Annotated in this window: 18 protein-coding genes and 1 pseudogene; 7 read left to right on the top strand and 12 right to left on the bottom strand. The window is 72.8% G+C overall.

The window, feature by feature from the left end; all coding sequences use genetic code 11:
* Positions 1-2 precede the first annotated feature (2 nt).
* A complete protein-coding gene (locus AB0M92_RS34925) occupies positions 3-1,541 on the bottom strand; it encodes a Na+/H+ antiporter NhaC family protein (RefSeq protein WP_366106375.1) in 1,539 nt (512 codons plus the stop codon).
* A gap of 373 nt (positions 1,542-1,914) precedes the next feature.
* On the opposite strand from AB0M92_RS34925, the gene AB0M92_RS34920 reads away from it, so the two are divergent.
* Both AB0M92_RS34920 and AB0M92_RS34915 read left to right on the top strand, forming a co-directional pair.
* Positions 1,915-2,499, top strand: a complete 585-nt coding sequence (locus AB0M92_RS34920; RefSeq protein WP_366106374.1) for a hypothetical protein — start codon at positions 1,915-1,917, stop codon at positions 2,497-2,499.
* 102 nt (positions 2,500-2,601) lie between these two features.
* Positions 2,602-3,381, top strand: a complete 780-nt coding sequence (locus AB0M92_RS34915; protein ID WP_366106373.1) for a hypothetical protein — start codon at positions 2,602-2,604, stop codon at positions 3,379-3,381.
* Positions 3,382-3,418: 37 nt separating this feature from the next.
* Here the strand turns inward: AB0M92_RS34915 and AB0M92_RS34910 are convergent, their stop codons facing one another.
* The 3 genes from AB0M92_RS34910 to AB0M92_RS34900 all read right to left on the bottom strand — a co-directional run bounded on the left by AB0M92_RS34910 (position 3,419) and on the right by AB0M92_RS34900 (position 5,893).
* The gene (locus AB0M92_RS34910) at positions 3,419-4,606 is read right to left on the bottom strand and encodes an MAB_1171c family putative transporter (RefSeq protein WP_366106372.1); all 1,188 of its coding nucleotides are present in this window, start codon (positions 4,604-4,606) and stop codon (positions 3,419-3,421) included.
* Complete coding sequence (locus tag AB0M92_RS34905; RefSeq protein ID WP_366106371.1) at positions 4,603-5,160, bottom strand: toxin-antitoxin system, toxin component; 558 nt, start codon at positions 5,158-5,160, stop codon at positions 4,603-4,605. The genes AB0M92_RS34910 and AB0M92_RS34905 overlap by 4 nt, the downstream gene beginning before the upstream one ends.
* Before the next feature lie 67 nt (positions 5,161-5,227).
* Positions 5,228-5,893 carry a helix-turn-helix transcriptional regulator gene (locus AB0M92_RS34900; RefSeq protein WP_366106370.1) on the bottom strand — a complete coding sequence of 222 codons (666 nt, stop codon included), beginning with the start codon at positions 5,891-5,893 and terminating at the stop codon, positions 5,228-5,230.
* A 336-nt stretch (positions 5,894-6,229) separates the two neighbouring features.
* Between AB0M92_RS34900 and AB0M92_RS34895 the strand changes: the two genes are divergently transcribed.
* The 3 genes from AB0M92_RS34895 (at position 6,230) to AB0M92_RS34885 (ending at position 10,695) form a co-directional block, all read left to right on the top strand.
* The gene (locus AB0M92_RS34895; protein WP_366106369.1) at positions 6,230-7,102 is read left to right on the top strand and encodes a helix-turn-helix domain-containing protein; all 873 of its coding nucleotides are present in this window, start codon (positions 6,230-6,232) and stop codon (positions 7,100-7,102) included.
* Between the two features lie 101 nt (positions 7,103-7,203).
* Positions 7,204-8,559 (top strand): 6-phospho-beta-glucosidase, encoded by a 1,356-nt coding sequence (locus AB0M92_RS34890; RefSeq protein ID WP_366106368.1) that lies wholly within the window; start codon positions 7,204-7,206, stop codon positions 8,557-8,559.
* Positions 8,560-8,712: 153 nt separating this feature from the next.
* Complete coding sequence (locus tag AB0M92_RS34885; protein ID WP_366106404.1) at positions 8,713-10,695, top strand: MDR family MFS transporter; 1,983 nt, start codon at positions 8,713-8,715, stop codon at positions 10,693-10,695.
* Between the two features lie 13 nt (positions 10,696-10,708).
* On the opposite strand, the gene AB0M92_RS34880 is transcribed toward AB0M92_RS34885, so the two are convergent.
* From AB0M92_RS34880 to AB0M92_RS34870, 3 genes are all read right to left on the bottom strand, one after another.
* The gene (locus AB0M92_RS34880) at positions 10,709-10,969 is read right to left on the bottom strand and encodes a hypothetical protein (RefSeq protein ID WP_366106367.1); all 261 of its coding nucleotides are present in this window, start codon (positions 10,967-10,969) and stop codon (positions 10,709-10,711) included.
* Positions 10,956-11,228, bottom strand: coding sequence for a DUF6400 family protein (locus tag AB0M92_RS34875; protein WP_366106366.1), 273 nt, complete (start codon positions 11,226-11,228; stop codon positions 10,956-10,958). Before AB0M92_RS34875 ends, AB0M92_RS34880 begins: the two co-directional genes overlap by 14 nt.
* An 85-nt stretch (positions 11,229-11,313) precedes the next feature.
* Positions 11,314-11,799 (bottom strand): NUDIX domain-containing protein, encoded by a 486-nt coding sequence (locus tag AB0M92_RS34870; RefSeq protein ID WP_366106365.1) that lies wholly within the window; start codon positions 11,797-11,799, stop codon positions 11,314-11,316.
* 65 nt (positions 11,800-11,864) lie between these two features.
* Between AB0M92_RS34870 and AB0M92_RS34865 the strand changes: the two genes are divergently transcribed.
* Both AB0M92_RS34865 and AB0M92_RS34860 read left to right on the top strand, forming a co-directional pair.
* Positions 11,865-12,899, top strand: coding sequence for an NAD(P)/FAD-dependent oxidoreductase (locus AB0M92_RS34865; RefSeq protein ID WP_366106364.1), 1,035 nt, complete (start codon positions 11,865-11,867; stop codon positions 12,897-12,899).
* A gap of 104 nt (positions 12,900-13,003) precedes the next feature.
* The gene (locus AB0M92_RS34860; RefSeq protein ID WP_366106363.1) at positions 13,004-14,428 is read left to right on the top strand and encodes an NAD(P)-binding protein; all 1,425 of its coding nucleotides are present in this window, start codon (positions 13,004-13,006) and stop codon (positions 14,426-14,428) included.
* Here AB0M92_RS34860 and AB0M92_RS34855 read toward each other — a convergent pair.
* The 5 genes and pseudogenes from AB0M92_RS34855 to AB0M92_RS34835 form a co-directional block, all read right to left on the bottom strand.
* A pseudogene (locus AB0M92_RS34855) lies at positions 14,386-14,544 on the bottom strand (ATP-dependent DNA ligase); the annotation flags it as partial. The gene AB0M92_RS34860 and the pseudogene AB0M92_RS34855 sit on opposite strands and share 43 nt — an antisense overlap.
* 301 nt (positions 14,545-14,845) lie before the next feature.
* Positions 14,846-15,325: a hypothetical protein gene (locus tag AB0M92_RS34850; protein WP_366106362.1), complete on the bottom strand. Its 480-nt coding sequence runs from the start codon at positions 15,323-15,325 to the stop codon at positions 14,846-14,848.
* 74 nt (positions 15,326-15,399) lie between these two features.
* Positions 15,400-15,624: a DUF397 domain-containing protein gene (locus AB0M92_RS34845; protein ID WP_327361140.1), complete on the bottom strand. Its 225-nt coding sequence runs from the start codon at positions 15,622-15,624 to the stop codon at positions 15,400-15,402.
* 50 nt (positions 15,625-15,674) lie between these two features.
* Positions 15,675-15,899 carry a hypothetical protein gene (locus AB0M92_RS34840; protein WP_366106361.1) on the bottom strand — a complete coding sequence of 75 codons (225 nt, stop codon included), beginning with the start codon at positions 15,897-15,899 and terminating at the stop codon, positions 15,675-15,677.
* On the bottom strand, positions 15,899-16,111 hold the full coding sequence (locus tag AB0M92_RS34835; protein ID WP_366106360.1) for a hypothetical protein: 213 nt from the start codon (positions 16,109-16,111) through the stop codon (positions 15,899-15,901). The genes AB0M92_RS34840 and AB0M92_RS34835 overlap by 1 nt, the downstream gene beginning before the upstream one ends.
* Positions 16,112-16,270 lie beyond the last annotated feature (159 nt).

Here is a 16,270-nt window from a genome sequence, read left to right as displayed (position 1 = left end):
CGTCAGACCGTGGCGCCGAGGACCAGGAAGCCGCAGATCAGGACCAGCAGGATGGCCAGCAGCGGCCAGACGAAGCGCAGGTACGTGTCGTAGCCGACCTTGGCCAGGGCCACGCCGCCGATCGTCACGGCCGTGGTCGGGACCCAGAGGTTCATCCAGCCGCTCGCCGCCTGCCAGGCCGTGACCACCACGGCCCGCGAGACCCCCGCGAAGTCCGCGAGCGGGGCCAGGATGGGCATGGCCAGCGTGGCGTGGCCCGAGGTGGAGGGGATCAGGAAGGCGAGCGGGAGGTTCACCAGGAACACGATCACCGCGAACAGCCCGGACGAGGTGCCCTCGACCACCCCCTCGATGGAGTGCAGGACCGTGTCCGTGATCTTCGAGTTGTTCATGATGACGGTCACGCCGCGCGCCAGCATGATGACCAGCGCCGGAGAGATGAAGTCGGCGGCGCCCTGGATGATCGTGGAGCTGAGCTTGGCCTCTCCCAACCGCGCCACCAGGCCCACGAGCACCGCCGCGCACATGAACAGGGCGGCCAGCTGCGGGAAGGACCAGTCCAGCTCCCAGGAGTACGGGGGCGCTTCGGCCCTTCCGGTCAGCGCACCGGACCAGGGCACCACCGAGAAGATCATGAAGGAGAAGACGAGGACGAGCAGGACCAGCACCGTCTTGTGCAGGCGCGTCAGTTCCGGCTCCACGGCGTCGGCCCCGGTCGCCTTCTGCTCCCGGTCGCCCGGCAGGAAACCGCACAGGGACTTGGCCGGGTCCCTCTGGACGCGCCGCGCGTACCGGACGACGTAGAGGATCGTGACGGGGGTCAGCACCAGCCACATCGCGAAGCGCAGCGCGATGCCGTCGCCCAGCGAGATGCCGGCGGCCGAGGAGGCCACGCCGGTGGCGAAGGGGTTCACCGTGGAGCACAGCACCCCGATGCCCGCGCCCAGGATCGCGCAGCCGGCGGCGACCAGCCGGTCGTAGCCGAGGGCCAGCATCATCGGCACCAGGAGCCCGTAGAAGCCGAGGGTCTCCTCGGCGAAGCCCTCCACGGTGCCGAGGACCGAAAAGGCCAGCATCACGGCGGCGATCAGCAGCGCGCCGCGGTCGCGCAGCCGGTGGGCGAGGAGGGCGATGCCGCGGTCGAGCGCGCCGGTGGCGAAGACGACCGTGATGAACGCGCCCATGGCGAGGACGAAGAGGAACACGCCCGCGCTGCCGTAGAGGGCCCCGGTCAGGCTCGGGCCGACCTCGTGGGTCTTGAGGTCCTGGATGCCGTACAGGCCGTTGACGGGGGAGAGGAACAGGTCGTTCAGGCGGTCGGTGAAGCTCTGCGTCCCCTCGACCCGGTGGTAGGTGCCGGAGACGGGCGCGCCGTCCTCGTCGCGGTCGTACTGGCCGGCCGGGACGAGGAAGGCCAGCCCCCAGACCGCCACGGTGACCAGGGCCAGGATCGTCAGCGCGCTCGGGAAGGCGAACTTCTTCGCCGGCGGCGGCTCCTCCTCCTCCTCGGGGACCGGGGGCGCGATGGGCGGCGTCGTCACCGAGAACCTCCCTCCGGGCCGGGCCGATCCCCGGCGGGTCCGCTCGGCGTTCGGCGCCGCCGAGCCGCCGAGCCGCCGAGCCGCCGAGCCGCCGAGCCGCCGAGCCGCCGAGCCGCCGAGCCGCTGCTCCGATCATGGGGCGGGGCGGCGGCGGGTGCGGTGGCGGAGTGGGCCGGGCGGGTGAATGGTCCTCTGGCGGGCGGCCGGTGCGGCGCACGTGGCGTGTCCGGCCGGCGCCTGCGGCCGGCGCCTGGTTTCGGCGTCGATGGCCTGAAGTCACCCCTCCGTCGAAGATCTTGACGCGTCTGCGGCGTATCGAAGCGCCGTCGTGATCGTTTCTTCAGCCGGAACCCTCACAACGGGAGGACGCGCGGTGACGGCTTGGCAGTACCTCGCCGGAGCGGGCATGGTGGCGGCACTCTGCCCGCTGTACGGCCACGTGGCGGTCGCGGACGACGGCACGGGCCCCGAGCCCCTGCGCGGTCACGGCGCCCGGCTCGACGTCTGCGTCCGCGGCGGGCAGCCGCGGCCGCCCGCCGCGGTGCCCCCGGCCGCCGTGCCGCCCGCCGTGCGGCCCCCGGTACGGATCCCCGTGCCCGGCGCCGAGCGGCCCACCGTGCACCACCCGGGGCGCGGGCCCGTACCGGCCGCCGCGGCCCCCGGGGCGCCCCCCTCGCCGACGGCGAAGGCCTCGGCCGCGCAGGCGCAGCCCGCGCCGCCCGCGCCGGAGCCCGCCCTCGTGGCCGGGCCGGCGCCGGCCACCACGCCCGCCCCGCCCCGGGCCGCAGCCGTGGCCGCGCCCGCGCGCTCCTTCCACGTGCGCCCGTACCACTCGATCGCCCTGGAGCGGCGCACCCCGGGCGGGATGTCCACCGTGATGCTCATGGTCGTCGTCACCACCCCGGCCGTCCTCGCCGCCGCCGCGCTGCGGCCGCGTTCCAAGAGCAGCCGCAGCTGACCCCCGCCGATCCACCCGATCCACCCGATCCACCCGATCCACCCGATCCACCCGATCCACCCGATCCACCCGATCCACCGAACCGTCAACGGGAGAACCCTCGTGTCCGAATGGCTGGTCCTGGCCGTCGCCATGGCGCTCGTCTGCGCCCTCGTCCTCGCCTGCACCGCGCTCCGGCACCGCCGGGTCGCGGAGGACGAGGACACCAGCGAAACCCCCGACGTCATCGAGTACATGACGATGATGGTGGGCGTGGTCTACGCGATCGTGCTCGGCCTGGCCATCGCCGGCGTCTGGGAGGCGCGCGGCGCGGCCGAGGACAGCGTGCGCCGCGAGGCCCAGTCCCTGTACGAGGTCACCCAGCGCGCGGACGTCTACCCGACCCCGGTCCGCGACCGGATCCGCGGCGAGGTGGACGCGTACGTCTCCCACACCGTCGCCGTGGACTGGCCGCTGCTCACCTCGGGCCAGGGCGCCTCGGCGCAGGGCGCCGACCTGCTCGGCAAGCTGCGCACCGACGTCACCCACCAGAGCCCGGCGAACGAGCTCCAGGCGCAGGCCTACCAGCCGCTGCTGGACCACATCGCGGCCGCCGACGACGCCCGGCACTCGCGCATGCAGGCGGACGAGTCGACCCTGCCGAGCGTGGTGTGGTTCGGGCTGCTGGTCGGCGGGCTGGTCACGGTGGGACTGATCTTCACCCTGCAGATCCGCCGTTCCGGGCGGGAGCTGTTGCTGGCGGGGCTGTTCAGCGCGCTGATCGTGTTCCTGCTGTTCATGGTGTGGAGCTTCGACGCGCCCTACGGCCGGGAGGGAATCGATTCCGCCGGCCCGTTCCAGGACCTCTTCCCGAAGGTGGCGCTGGCCGCGGCCGAGCGCTGACCCGCTGACCCGCTGAGGCGCGGGCGGGCCGGCCGGCTCAGGCCGGTCCGCTCCCCGACAGCGCCACCTGCCGCCGTACGGCCGCCACCACCGGCGAATGCCGCAGTGCGTGCGAGATCCGCACGAGGTCGCGCGGCCCCCCGAGGGTGTCGAGGACGCTCTCCTCGCTCGCCCCGATGACCGCGCCCTCCGGGTCCGCCCGGCGGGCCTGGACGGCGGCCGCGACCATGGCCGCGTCGGCGACCGCCCGCGCCGTTTCCTCCTCGGCCCCCGCCGAGAGGGCCCGCGCGTACGCGTCCTCGCGGCGGGCCGGCTCGAAGTACGGGCCGAGGTGCAGGAATCCGTCGTGGATGTCCGACTCGCGCTGGATCACCCGCAGTTCCGCCGGGGCCCACCAGGACATCTGCACGACGTGCATGCCGCCGGGGGCGCCGATCTGCACCTCGTGCCAGAGCGCGCCCAGGCGCCGGTACGTCGTCCAGGTCTGCCAGCTGTCGGACAGCCGCTGGCACAGCAGGGGCAGGACGAAGCCGATCGCGCTGATCAGCGCGCCGACGGAGGCGAGCGGCGGAGCGATGTAGGTGCTCAGGTCGTCGAGGTCGTGGCCGGCCCAGCGGGCGACGACCGCGGCGATCTTGGTGGCGTCGTAGCTGAGGTTGAACACGTAGCCCGAGACGATGATCATCAGGCCGATCCGCAGCCAGCCGTGCACCTGGAGGGACCAGCGCCAGCACATGGCCACCATCACGACGGCCGCCACCAGGTGCGCCGTGAGGTAGAGGGCGATCATCTGCTGGATGTACGGGGTGTTGGCGTAGTACGTGTCGAAGTCCCGCAGCCGCTCGACCGGGGTCTTTCCGAGGACGAAGAGCGCCACCAGCACCACGACGACCGCGGCGTAGCCGGTCATCCAGCGGCGCGAGATGCGCCGGGTCTCCTCGGGAGGGCCGCCGCGCCAGTTCACGATCAGGACCAGGCAGGCGGCGCTGAAGAGGGTGATCAGGCAGTAGACGAGCGGGGCGGAGACGTTGGTGATGCCGGTCCACTCGTTGACCGCTTCGATGGTGGGCGGGGCGGCGAAGGTGAACACCGCTCCGGCCAGGACCAGCAGGGCGCAGACCGACCGCAGGAGCGGGTCGCGCCAGTTGTGCCGTAGCGCCGGCAGCTTGAAGGCGAGGGAGACCGCCAGGGCGGCTGCCGGTATGTAGTAGTCCTGGCCGTTCAACGGTCGTTCCTGTGCCCCCGGTATCCGAGCGAGGCCTCGATGCGGCCCGCCAACTGATCACGCTGTGCGGGCGCCCGGTGGCTCGCGGACCCGGCGAGCCAGGTCCGGCACCTGCTGCCCAGCAGTAATCCGAACGTCTCCGCCTCGGTCTCCTCCGAGACGTCGGCGCGCGTGCGCGCGGCGACGCTGCGGACGGTCTCGCCGAGGTCGGCCCCGTCGGACAGCAGCCGGGCGGCGACGGCGGCGCCGTCGACGTGGTGGCTGCAGTGACCGGCCTTCATGTGCCACAGCTCGTGGCCCAGGATGACCAGCTGGTGGTCGGGTGCCGTGCGTTCCTCGATGACCACCAGATCGCGGTCCGCCATGTCGAGCCACAGGCCGCTGGCCGTCCCCGGCGGGAACGAGGCCATCCGGAAGTCCACCCGGCGGCCGCGGTGCTTGCTCATGCCCTCGCAGAGGGCGGCGTAGAGGTCCACGGGTTCCACGGGCGCGGTCAGCCGGAGCCCGGCCACCAGTTCGCCGCACAACCGGCGCTGCTCTCTGCCTATGCTCACCGTTCTCCCCGTCGGCGCGGATCCGGATCAGGACTCAAGGATCAGACCCAGACTCTCGACCGGGTCATCATTCATTCGGTTTGACGCTTTCGAGAAGCATGTCCAGCCACTCGGTCACCTTGTCCCGGTGTTTGTCGCTGGGCAGTTGGGCCGCGCGCCAGGCGATGCCGCGGACGCCGTGGTTCTGCAGGAGTCTTGCCAGCGGATCGCCGGTCGAAGCCACCGGGGCGGGTACGGTTTCGCGCGCACGGACCGCGTAGTCCTGGAGCAGCTGCTGCTCGGTCCGCTGGAGGGCGTCGGTGAGGGCTTCGGCGTCGTGCGCGGTGAGGAAGCCGGCGTGGACGCCGAAGAAGCGCTGGATCGCGTCGCAGTGCTCCATGGTGGGCCGGCGGTCGCCGTTGATCAGGGCGCCCGCCTGCTGGCGCGACATGCCGGCGCCGTCCGCGATCTCCTGCTGCGTGTAGCGGCGCCCGTTCGGTTTCAGCCGGGTGCGCCGGAGCAGGTCGAGGCGCTGGAGGAAGCGCGTCTGCAGACAGGGTTCGGCGGCGGGCCGGCCGTCGAGCAGGGACCTGACCACGTCGGCGGGGACGCCGGAAGCCTCGGACAGGCGACGCAGGTCGAAGACCTTGTTCAGGTCGCGGCCCATCTTGCCCGCGAGTTCGGCGACGCGCGTGACGGTGGCTGCCAGGGGCGCGTTGGCCACCGCGACGGGAGCCGGGAAGCCGTCTGTCACCAGTGGTTCTCCTAGATCGCGGCGGGGTCGGTTCGGGCACATGGTCGGCTTTTGGAATCTAGCCGAGGAGCCGCCGCAGGGCCAGAACTTGCCACAGCTGTGGCGGGAATGAGCTGTCAGGAGGCTGGAATTGCCACGATAGTTGACACTCGAATGAAGTCGGTAGCAGGATCGCCAGAGGAAATTGAAGATCCAGACCGTGAAGAGGGGGAGCTCTCGGTGCCACATCTCGCAGCGGTGGGCCCGTCCGACGGACTCGCCCGAGTCGTTGAGGAGCGCCTTGCGGGCGAAGAGTCCGCACGCGGCGCAGTGCGGTCGGAGCGACGCAAGGAGATTTTGCGCCAGCGGCGCGAGGAACTGGGTCTGAGCCAGGAAGACCTCGCCGCCCGGCTGCGCATCAGCGTCCGCGCCTACGGCAATTGGGAACGCGGCCTGGTCAAGGAGTGGACGGACCGCAAACTCCTCGCCCTGGCCGAGGCCTTGGAGATGAGCGAGCGGCAGTGCTTCTGGCTCTTCCGCGTCATGGTCGACCGCGACCCGCCGCCCACCTGGCGTGCGGCCGAGGAGAGCCGGCTGCCCCAGGACCCCGACCAGCGCGACTACCTGTGCGACTACGCGGCGCTCATGGAGGCGGTGCCCTACCCGAGCTTCCTGGTGGACCACCGCTGGGACGTGGCGCTCACCAACTCGGCGTTCGACAAGCTCTTCCAGTCGGTGCGACCCCACCCGACCGCGCTGCCGGACGACAACTTCCTGCGCTTCGTGCTGTTCCACCCGGACGCCGCCGCCGTGCTGGAGGACCACGAACCGTCCTGGTGCGTACCGCTGCTGGCCCAGTTCGCCGCCGCGCTCGCCGCGGCTCCGGAGGACGAGGGCCTCACCAGCATCCGCCAGGAGGTGGCCCGCGATCCCTTCATGGAGGCGGCCTACCGCTACGGGGTGCCGCACTGGCTGAGCACCCACGGGGAGGGCGCGGCCGAGCCCGACGGGGCCGTGCGGACCGTCCGCCACTGGGACCCGCGCTGGGGGCACGTGCGCTGCCGGATGGTGGCCGAATCCAGCCGGATGCTCGACGGGATGGGCCTCACCCGGATCACCATGGTCCTGTCCACGCCGCAGGGCGCGGCGACGGGCCCGGTCCGGGGCGGCGAGGCCGCACCCCTCCAGCAGGGACCCCGGCTGCGCGCCGTGCCGTCGCTGGAGGACTAGGCGGGGACACTGGAGCCTCCAACACGGGTCGATCCCGTGTCGCGGGACCGGATGTCACGGATCGTGGCACCGATCGTGGCACGGGCGAAGGGCGGTAGGGCGTGCGGCTGACCATCCTCGGCGGGGGCGGATTCCGGGTACCGCTCGTCTACGGCGCACTCCTCGGCGACCATGCCGAGGGCCGGGTCTCCCACGTGACCCTGTACGACGAGGACCCCGCCCGGCTCGGCGCCATGGCCCGGGTGCTCGCCGACCAGGCGGCCGCCTCCGGGGTGCCCGACGCCCCGGCCGTCACCGCCACCCGTGACCTCGACGAGGCCCTGCGCGGGGCCGACTTCGTCTTCTCCGCCATCCGCGTCGGCGGGCTCGAAGGGCGCGCCGCCGACGAGCGGGTCGCGCTGGCCGAGGGAGTGCTGGGCCAGGAGACGGTCGGCGCGGGCGGGATCGCGTACGGCCTGCGGACGGTGCCGGTAGCCCGCGACATCGCCCGCAGGGTGGCCCGTACCGCCCCCGAGGCCTGGGTCATCAACTTCACCAACCCGGCCGGGCTGGTCACCGAGGCCATGGCCGAGGAGCTCGGCGACCGGGTGATCGGGATCTGCGACTCCCCCGTGGGGCTCGGCCGGCGCCTCGCCCGGCTGCTCGGCGCCCGCCCCGAGGAGGCGTGGATCGACTACGTCGGCCTGAACCACCTGGGCTGGGTCCGCGGGCTGCGCATCGGCGGCCGCGACGAACTGCCCCGGCTGCTGGCCGACACCGCGGCGCTGGAGTCCTTCGAGGAGGGCCGGCTGTTCGGGGCCGAGTGGCTGCGCTCGCTCGGCGCGATCCCGAACGAGTACCTGCACTACTACTACTTCAACCGTGACACCGTGCGGGCGTACACGGAGGCCAAGCAGACCCGCGGCGCCTTCCTGCGCGACCAGCAGCGCGGGTTCTACGCCGAGGCGGGCCGCGCGGACCGGGCGCCCGGCGCGGCGCTGGCCGCCTGGGACCGTACGAGGGCCGAGCGGGAGGCCACGTACATGGCCGAGAACCGCGAGGCGGCGGGTACGGGCGAGCGCGACGAGAGCGATCTGGAGTCCGGCGGATACGAGAAGGTCGCGCTCGCGCTGATGCGGGCCATCGCGCGCGACGAGCGGGCCACGCTGATCCTCAACGTCCGAAATCGCGGCGTGCTGTCCGTGCTGGACGCGCACGCGGTCATCGAGGTGCCCTGCCTGGTCGACGCGAACGGCGCGCACCCGGTGGCCGTGGACCCCCTGCCGCTGCACGCGGTGGGCCTGGTGACCTCCGTCAAGGCGGTCGAGCGGGAGGTCCTCGCGGCCGCCGCCAGCGGCTCCCGGGCGGACGCCGTCAAGGCTTTCGCGCTGCACCCGCTGGTGGACTCGGTCGCGGTGGCCCGGCGGCTGCTGGACGGGTACGCGGCCGAGCATCCGGGCCTGGCCCACCTGCGCTGATCCCGAGGGCGCGTCACCCGTTCGGCCGCTCGGCGGGTGCGGGGGCGCGGGCGTGCTGTGAGAGTGCGGACTGTGACCACTGCCCCCGTCGTCCCCGCCGCTGCCCCGCCCCTGCCGGACCGGCGGACGCGCAACGTCATCTTCGGGACGATCATGCTGGGCGTGCTCCTCGCCGCACTCGACCAGACGATCGTGGGCACGGCGCTGCCCACGATCGTGGCCGATCTCGGCGGCGGCGACCACATGTCCTGGGTGGTCACCTCCTACCTGCTCGCGGAAACCGTCGCGACCGTGCTGGTGGGCAAGTTCGGCGACATGTTCGGCCGGAAACTCATCTTCCAGATCTCGGCGGTCGTCTTCATCACCGGCTCCTTCCTGTGCGGGCTGGCGGGCAACATGTCCCTGCTCATCCTGTGGCGGGGCGTCCAGGGCGTCGGTGCCGGCGGGCTGATGGTCACCGCCATGGCCCTGATCGCCGACGTGGTGCCGCTGCGCGAACGGGGCAAGTACCAGGGCGCGATCGGGGCGGTCTTCGGCGTCGCGACCGTCATCGGCCCGCTCCTGGGCGGCCTGTTCACCGACCACCTGTCCTGGCGCTGGTGCTTCTACGTCAACGTGCCCATCGCGATCCTGGTGGTCATCGCGGCGGCGCGCACGATCCCCGCCGTGCGGGCCGGGGGCCGGCCCGTCATCGACTACCTGGGCATCGTGCTGGTCGCGATCGGTTCGAGCGCGCTCATCCTCGGCACGAGCTGGGGCGGCAACGAGTACGCCTGGAACTCGGCCGTGATCATCGGCCTGTTCGCCGGCGGCGTGGTGGCCCTCGCCCTCTTCTGCCTCGTCGAGGTCCGCGCCGTCGAACCGATGCTGCCGATGAGGCTGTTCCGCAATCCGGTCTTCGCGGTGTGCTCCGTGCTCAGCTTCGTCGTGGGCTTCGCCATGCTGGGCGCGATGACCTTCCTGCCGACCTACCTCCAGTACGTCGACGGGGATTCGGCCACGGTCTCGGGCGTACGGACCCTGCCGCTCGTCATCGGCCTGCTCATCGCCTCGGTCTTCAGCGGCAACGTCACCAGCAAGACCGGCCGCTACCGCATCTTCCCGATCGTCGGCAGCGCGGTGATGGGCATCGGGCTGTACCTGCTGTCGCGGATGGGCCCCGAGACCGCTGCCTGGCTGGAATCGCTGTACATGTTCGTGCTCGGTGCCGGGATCGGCCTGTGCATGCAGGTCCTGACGATCGCCGTGCAGAACACGGTGGACTACGCCGACCTGGGCACCGCCACATCGGGCGTCACGTTCTTCCGTACGCTCGGCAGCTCGTTCGGCACCGCCGTGTTCGGGACCATCTACGCCAACACCCTGGGCCCCGCGCTGGAGAAGGCCGTGGCCGAGGCCGCCCGGGCCACCGGCGCGGATCCGGCGCAGCTGGCCAAGGCGGCCGGGAGCCCCCAGGGGGTGCACGGGCTCGATCCGGCGGTGGCCGCGCCCATCGTCGAGGCGTACACGCAGGCCCTGCACACGGTGTTCCTGTGGACCGTGCCGGTGGCCGGGGCCGGCTTCGTCGTCGCCCTCTTCCTCAAGCAGGTCCGCCTGCGGGACTCCGCCCGCGCGGCCTCGACGGACATGGGCGACGGCTTCGCCTCACCGGCCTCGGCCTCCGGGGATTCGGCCAAGCTGCTGGAGCTGGCGGTCGGCAAGCTCGTACGGAACATGGGGCCGGAGACGGCGCGGGCGATCGTGAACGGCTCCGACACCCGGCTGGACATCGCGGGCGTGTGGGCGGTGATGCAGGTGGAGATCATGACCCGTACGGTCGGCCACGCGAGCCTCGGCCTCATCGCCTCGCGCCGCTCCCTGCCGCCCGAGGTCCTGGTGCCGGTCTTCGACCGGATGGAGCAGGAGGGGTACGTGACCCGCGAGGGCTCCTTCTTCACGCTCACGCCGGCGGGGCGGCGGGAGGCGGCGACCCTGTCCAAGGCGTGGGGGGACTGGCTCGGCGACCAGCTGGAAAAGGACCGCGGCCGGCCGCGGAGCGAGGAACTGAGGGCGGCGGCCGACGCGATCGCCAAGCGGCTGCTCGCGGAGGACCTGGGCGAGGGCTACTTCGCGCAGAAGGCTTCGGCGGGGGTGTGACCCGCGAGGCCGGTCAGAGCCCGGACGGGCGGACGCCGGTGATGCGGCTCCACAGCGAGCGCGTGGCGCCGAATCCGCTCTCGTGCACCCAGACGTGGGTGCAGGACGGGCACTGCAGGTGCAGCAGGCTGCCGGTGTTCGTGAGCAGGTAGCGCCAGTGCGCGGAGCAGGTGCGCCGCTCCTCGCACGGCGCGCAGCCGCGGGCGTCGTCGCAGCTCGGGCAGGCCACCCAGGCACGTCGTCCGGGGTCCGCCTGCGGGTCAAGCGGCAGCATGGCCGTCCCCGCGCGGGGCGAGCACTCCGGCCTCGACCAGTCTGTCGTGGACGCGCTGTTGCTCGGCGTCGAGGCCGGAGTACAGCAGGTCGTACGCCGCCTCCTCACCGCGCAGAACCTCGATCGGGTCCCAGTCGGGGCCGAGGGCGGCCATGACCTGGGCCCGCCGCAGGACCTCCTGAGCGGTGAGGTCGACGTGGAAGTCGACGAGCTCGGGGGTGCCAGGACCGGTGGGGGGTGTGGGGTGGTGGGGGGCCATGCATACGAACTTAGGTATGCCTTCCTTGCTGTGGCAAGAGGGGGTGGGAGATGTCACAGCAGGTCGGCGGCGCCTGCTCGCGGCATCACGGCGTCGGGTAGTCGTACGAGGGGACGGGCGGCAGGGTCGGTCCGAGCTCGGGGCGCCAGGCGCGCAGGACCGTCACCGAGGGCGCGTAGAGGGCTCCTGGGATGGCGTCCGGGGCGAACCACTGCCAGCGCAGGATCTTGTGCGGCTCGGTGACCCTCGGGGTGCCTTCGGCGGCGCCGGTCACGGCCCCCGCGGTCAGGCGGGTCATCTCCGGTTTCGGGGAGAGCTGGACCGTCAGGATCCGGATGTCCTCGGGGGCGGCCCGCAGATCCGTCTCCTCGGCCAGTTCGCGGGCGGCGGCCTGCTCGAAGCTCTCCCCGGGGTCGACCTTGCCGCCGGGAAGCTCCCAGCGGCCGTCGTGGGCCTGGCCGAGGAGCACCCGCCCGTCGGCGTCGGTGACGACGAGGCCGACGCCGACGACGGCGTTGGGCCGCGGGACGGCCCGGGCCGGTCGTTCGGGCCGGTCGTTCGGTGTGGTCATCGTTCCATTTGCCGGTTCGGCAACGGAGTTTGTCAAGCGGGTGGGCCGGCCGCACCCTCTGCGGTATGGACAACGCAAGGGACGACACGTCGGCGGACTCGTTCGACGTGGTGGTCGTGGGCGGCGGGACCGCCGGACTCGCCGGGGCGCTCACCCTGGCCCGGGCCCGCCGCTCCGTGCTGGTGCTCGACTCCGGCAGCCCCCGCAACGCCCCGGCCGCCCACCTGCACGGCTACCTGGGCCGGGACGGGGCGAGCCCGGCGGAGCTGCTGGCCGTGGGGCGGGCCGAGGTCACCGGGTACGGGGGCCGGATCCGCTCCGGGGCGCCCGGCACCGCGCTCGCCGCCGACCGGCTGCCCGGCGGAGGCTTCCTCGTGCGGTGCGCCGACGGGTCCGCCGTACGGGCCGGCCGGCTGCTGATCGCCACCGGGCTGGTCGACGAGCTGCCGGAGCTGCCGGGGCTGCGGGAGCGCTGGGGACGGGACGTGCTGCACTGCCCGTACTGCCACGGCTGGGAGGTCCGCGACGAGCCGGTCGCGGTGCTGGCCACCGGTCCCTTCGCCGTGCACCAGGCGCAGATGTGGCGGAACTGGACCGCCCGCGTGACCCTGCTGACCCACACCCGGCGGCTCGCGGGGGAGGAGCGGGAGCTGCTGTCCGCGCTCGGCATCACGGTGGTGGAGGGCGAGGTGACCGGCCTGGACGCCCCCGGCGACCGGCTGGCCGGGGTGACCCTGGCCGGCGGCGCGACCGTGGCGTGCACGGCCCTGGTGGTGGGCCCGCGGTTCACCGCGCGCGCCGGGGTGGCGGCGAGCCTGGGGCTGCCCGTGGCCACGGTGGAGCGGGCCGGAGCGGAGATCGGCACCTGCCTGGAGGCGGACCCGGCGACCGGGGCCACCGTGCTGCGCGGTGTCTGGGCGGCCGGGAACGTGGCCGGTCCCATGGAGCAGCTGGCCGGGGCGGCCTCGGCCGGGGTGCGGGCGGCCGTGGCGATCAACGGCGACCTGATCGAGGAGGCGGGCCGCAGGGCCCTGGAAGCCCACCGTGCCGCGGGCCGGGGCCGGGGCCGGGGCGGGGACGGGGGCGGGGGCGGGGCCTAGTTCGTCGGACGGGTGTGCGGGTTTCGCTCGGGGCGGGTCCGTGCAGGCTCTGAGCGGTCTGATCTTCGTACCGTTCATCGGCTCAGAGGCTCGGGGGGCTCGCAATGGCACATGTGCTGGTCATCGGCGGAGGTGTCGGAGGGCTGGCGACCGCGCTGCTCGCGGCGCGGTACGGCCACACCGCCGAGCTGTTCGAGCGCGATGCCCGCGCACCCGGCGCCGCGCTCGACCGGGACTTCTTCGGCTGGCACCGGCCGGGCGTCCCGCAGGCCACGCAGCCGCACGCCCTGCTGGGCGCGGCCCGCACCGTCCTGCGGCAGGAGCTGCCCGACGTCCACGCGGAGATGCTGCGGCTCGGGGCCCGCGAGCGGCACGAGCTGGACTGGTTCGACGTACGCCCGCCCGCGCGGCCCGGCGACGAGGACCTGGTGATGATCCAGGCCCGGCGCATCGTCCTGGAGAGCGCTCTGGCCACGGCGCTGCGCGCCGAGCCGGGGGCCGTCATGCACCACGGCGAGCCGGTGACGGGGCTGCTGGCCGAGCCGCGGGGCTCCGCCGTACGGGTGAGGGGCGTGATCACGCCGGGCGGTGCGTACGCGGGGGACCTCGTCGTGGACGCGGGCGGGCGGCGCGGGGGCGTCGAGCGCCTGCTGCCCGCGGCGGGCTGCCGGCCGGCGGTGGTGGAACGGCACCGGACGGGGCTGGCGTACTTCTGCCGCTGGTACCGGCTGCCCGAAGGGATGGAGGAGGGGCCCCGCCGGCCGTGGGCGGTGACCGGCAACACCTTTGCCGGGTGCGCGGTCTTCCCGGCCGACAACCGGGTGTTCGCGGTGACCCTGTTCGTCCACACCCGGGACGCCACCCGCTCCGCGCTGCGCGACCCCGCCGTGTTCGAGGCCGCCGCGCGGGCCTTTCCGCCCGGTGCGGCCTGGCTGGGCCTCGGCGCCGAACCGCTCTGCGCGGTGCTGGCGACGGGCGGCCTGGACAACCGGTGGAGCGCGCTGGTCGACGAGCGGGGGCCGGTGGCCACCGGCCTGGTGCCGATCGGGGACGCGATCACGCACACCAACCCGACGCTGGGGCAGGGCACCTCGCTGGCGCTGTGGGCCGCGTGCAGGGTGGCCCGTACGGCGCACCAGGACCCTGGATCGGTGCGGTTCGCCGCCGCGTACCACGCGTGGGCCGTGCGGACCCTGAAGCCGTGGTTCGACTTCCAGGTGGTGGCCGACGCGGCCATCGGGGAGCGGTTCGCGACGCGGGCGGGCCGCAGGGAGTCGGCGCGCGCGGTGGCGGCGCTGTTCGAGTGCGCGCTGGATGACCCCGAGGTGATGCGGGCCCGGGCACGGGTGCGGCACCTGGTCGAACCGCCGGAGCGGGCGTACGCGGACCCCCGGGTGCGGGCGCGGGTGGAGCACTGGCTGGCGGCCCGGCCCGGGTACGCGCCGCACGTGGTGGGGCCGGACCGGAAGGAGTGGGAGAGGCTGGTCTACGACCCGGCGGTCGGGCCGAGGACCTCGGCGAGGTCGTAGCCGACGACCTCCTCCAGCTGGACGTACGTACAGCTGTCCGGTGCGCGGTCGGGCCGCCAGCGGCGGAACTGGGCGGTGTGCCGGAAGCGGTCGCCCTCCATGTGGTCGTACGCGACCGCGTACCGACCCCCAGCAGGCAGGTGAGGAGCCACTCCCGCCCTCCGAAGATACGGGCACGACACCGTGGGGTCTTGGGGAGCCGGTTCGCCAGGGCGCGCTTGATCAGCCATGCCATCACCTGCTTGTCCCCTCACTACTGGTGTGCGCCTCTGCTGCCGCACCTGCATCCCGACACATCCCGCAGGAGGTACCCCCATGGCCAAGCGAGGCCCCGCTCCCGTCAACGGCGGGCCCCTCTCGCTGTATCGAGTTGGGTTATGCCGGCGGTCCCAGGACCTGCGGTTTCTGGTGTGTTCGCTACTCACTCGCGCTAGCGGACAGTGGGCAAGCGAGGCTAGGTTCCGTGCGGTTCGGTGAGCACGTCACCAGGGCGACGGAGTGGAACACGGTGCCCTTGAGGTAGTGCCCCAGAGACACGTCACAGCCCCAGGCAAGGCGCTCAACGGCGGCTTTCACCAGTACCGCGAGGCGGGTTGTGTCGCGGTCGCTCTCGGAGGCGTACCGGGGCGCGAACTCTGCGAGCTGAGTCCCCAGCCACTCCCCAGCCTCCTTGGGCTCAGACCACGTTCCCCGAATCACAGAGGCGGGCTTCAACAGCCAATGCGCCGTCTCAATCGGGGGCATCCCGCTCACGGGAAACTCGGCAGTTGCCTGCCGGTACCGGTCGATTACCTCTTGAGGGCTCCCTACGGTCGGGGGCTCCCCGGGAGGCCGACGGACGCCTTCCCTGTCGAAGTCCTTCTTTTCCCCGAGCCATGCGTAGCCATGGTGGTGCACCGGTGCTCCGTTCCTGGGAATGGCGACGGCCCCGCCCGTCGGCGTACAGGGCAGGGCCGTCAGTTCAGGTGGTGCTAGGCGGAGAGGTCGAAGCGTGCGGGGTCGATTCCCGCCGCGTCCAGTTCCGCCGTGGTGAAGCGCAGCGGCTCCGCGTCCGGCCGCTTGCTGTCACCCATGGCCCACGCGTCCGGGCCGATCTTCGCGAGGGTCACACACGCCTCGCCGTCCGGGTGGGTGTTGCCGCCGCACGCCTTTGAGAAGGCGGCCGTGTCGATGTTGAGCGCGTACAGGTCGGTCATCGTTGCCCTTCCTGATCATCCGACGGCCCGCTGAGGGCCGTCTCCCGCCCTCAGCGGGCGGAAGCTTCCGCGACCCTCATTGCCTCTGCCATCTGCTCCACCGTGTCGGCGGGGAGCATCGCCATGTGTACGTAGGCGTGGCCGTTGTAGGTCACCGTGGGGCGTATGCCGCTCCAGACGGACTCCGGGATACCGAGGGATGCCAGGGCTGCGCGTATGGACTCTGAGGCGTCCTCGGCCCGGCCCCAGGCGGCTCGCCAGGTCTGCATCTTCATCAGGCGGCCACCGCCTGAGTGCTGGGGCACTTGTTGTGCCGGTAGATGACGGCGGGTGCTCCCGACGTGCGGTCGATGGTTCCCCGGCGGGCGGGGTCCATCGGCTTGAGCGTGCGCAGGCAGGCGGAGCACTTTTGTCCGGGCGCGTAGGTCAGGTACTCCCAGGCGTCCCGGTCGTACGCCGGTGCCTCCGCCTTCTTGGTCCTCGCCATGTCGCACCCTTCGCGGTCGCCGTTGCTGCTTCGGCAGCAATAGTGACCAGGGCGGAGGGGCGTTCCTAGTGACCTGGTTTTGAGGTCGTGGGTCGCCACGTGAGGCGTCCCCTGTTTCAGATTGCGGTGTTCGCCCGCGGCAGAGCGGGGGTTCGCGCT

Origin of the sequence: Streptomyces sp. NPDC051582, assembly GCF_040681715.1 — a bacterium.
Lineage (GTDB): Bacteria > Actinomycetota > Actinomycetes > Streptomycetales > Streptomycetaceae > Streptomyces.
The sequence above is the reverse complement of the archived record's forward strand: the minus strand, read 5'-3'. Positions and strand labels throughout refer to the sequence as shown.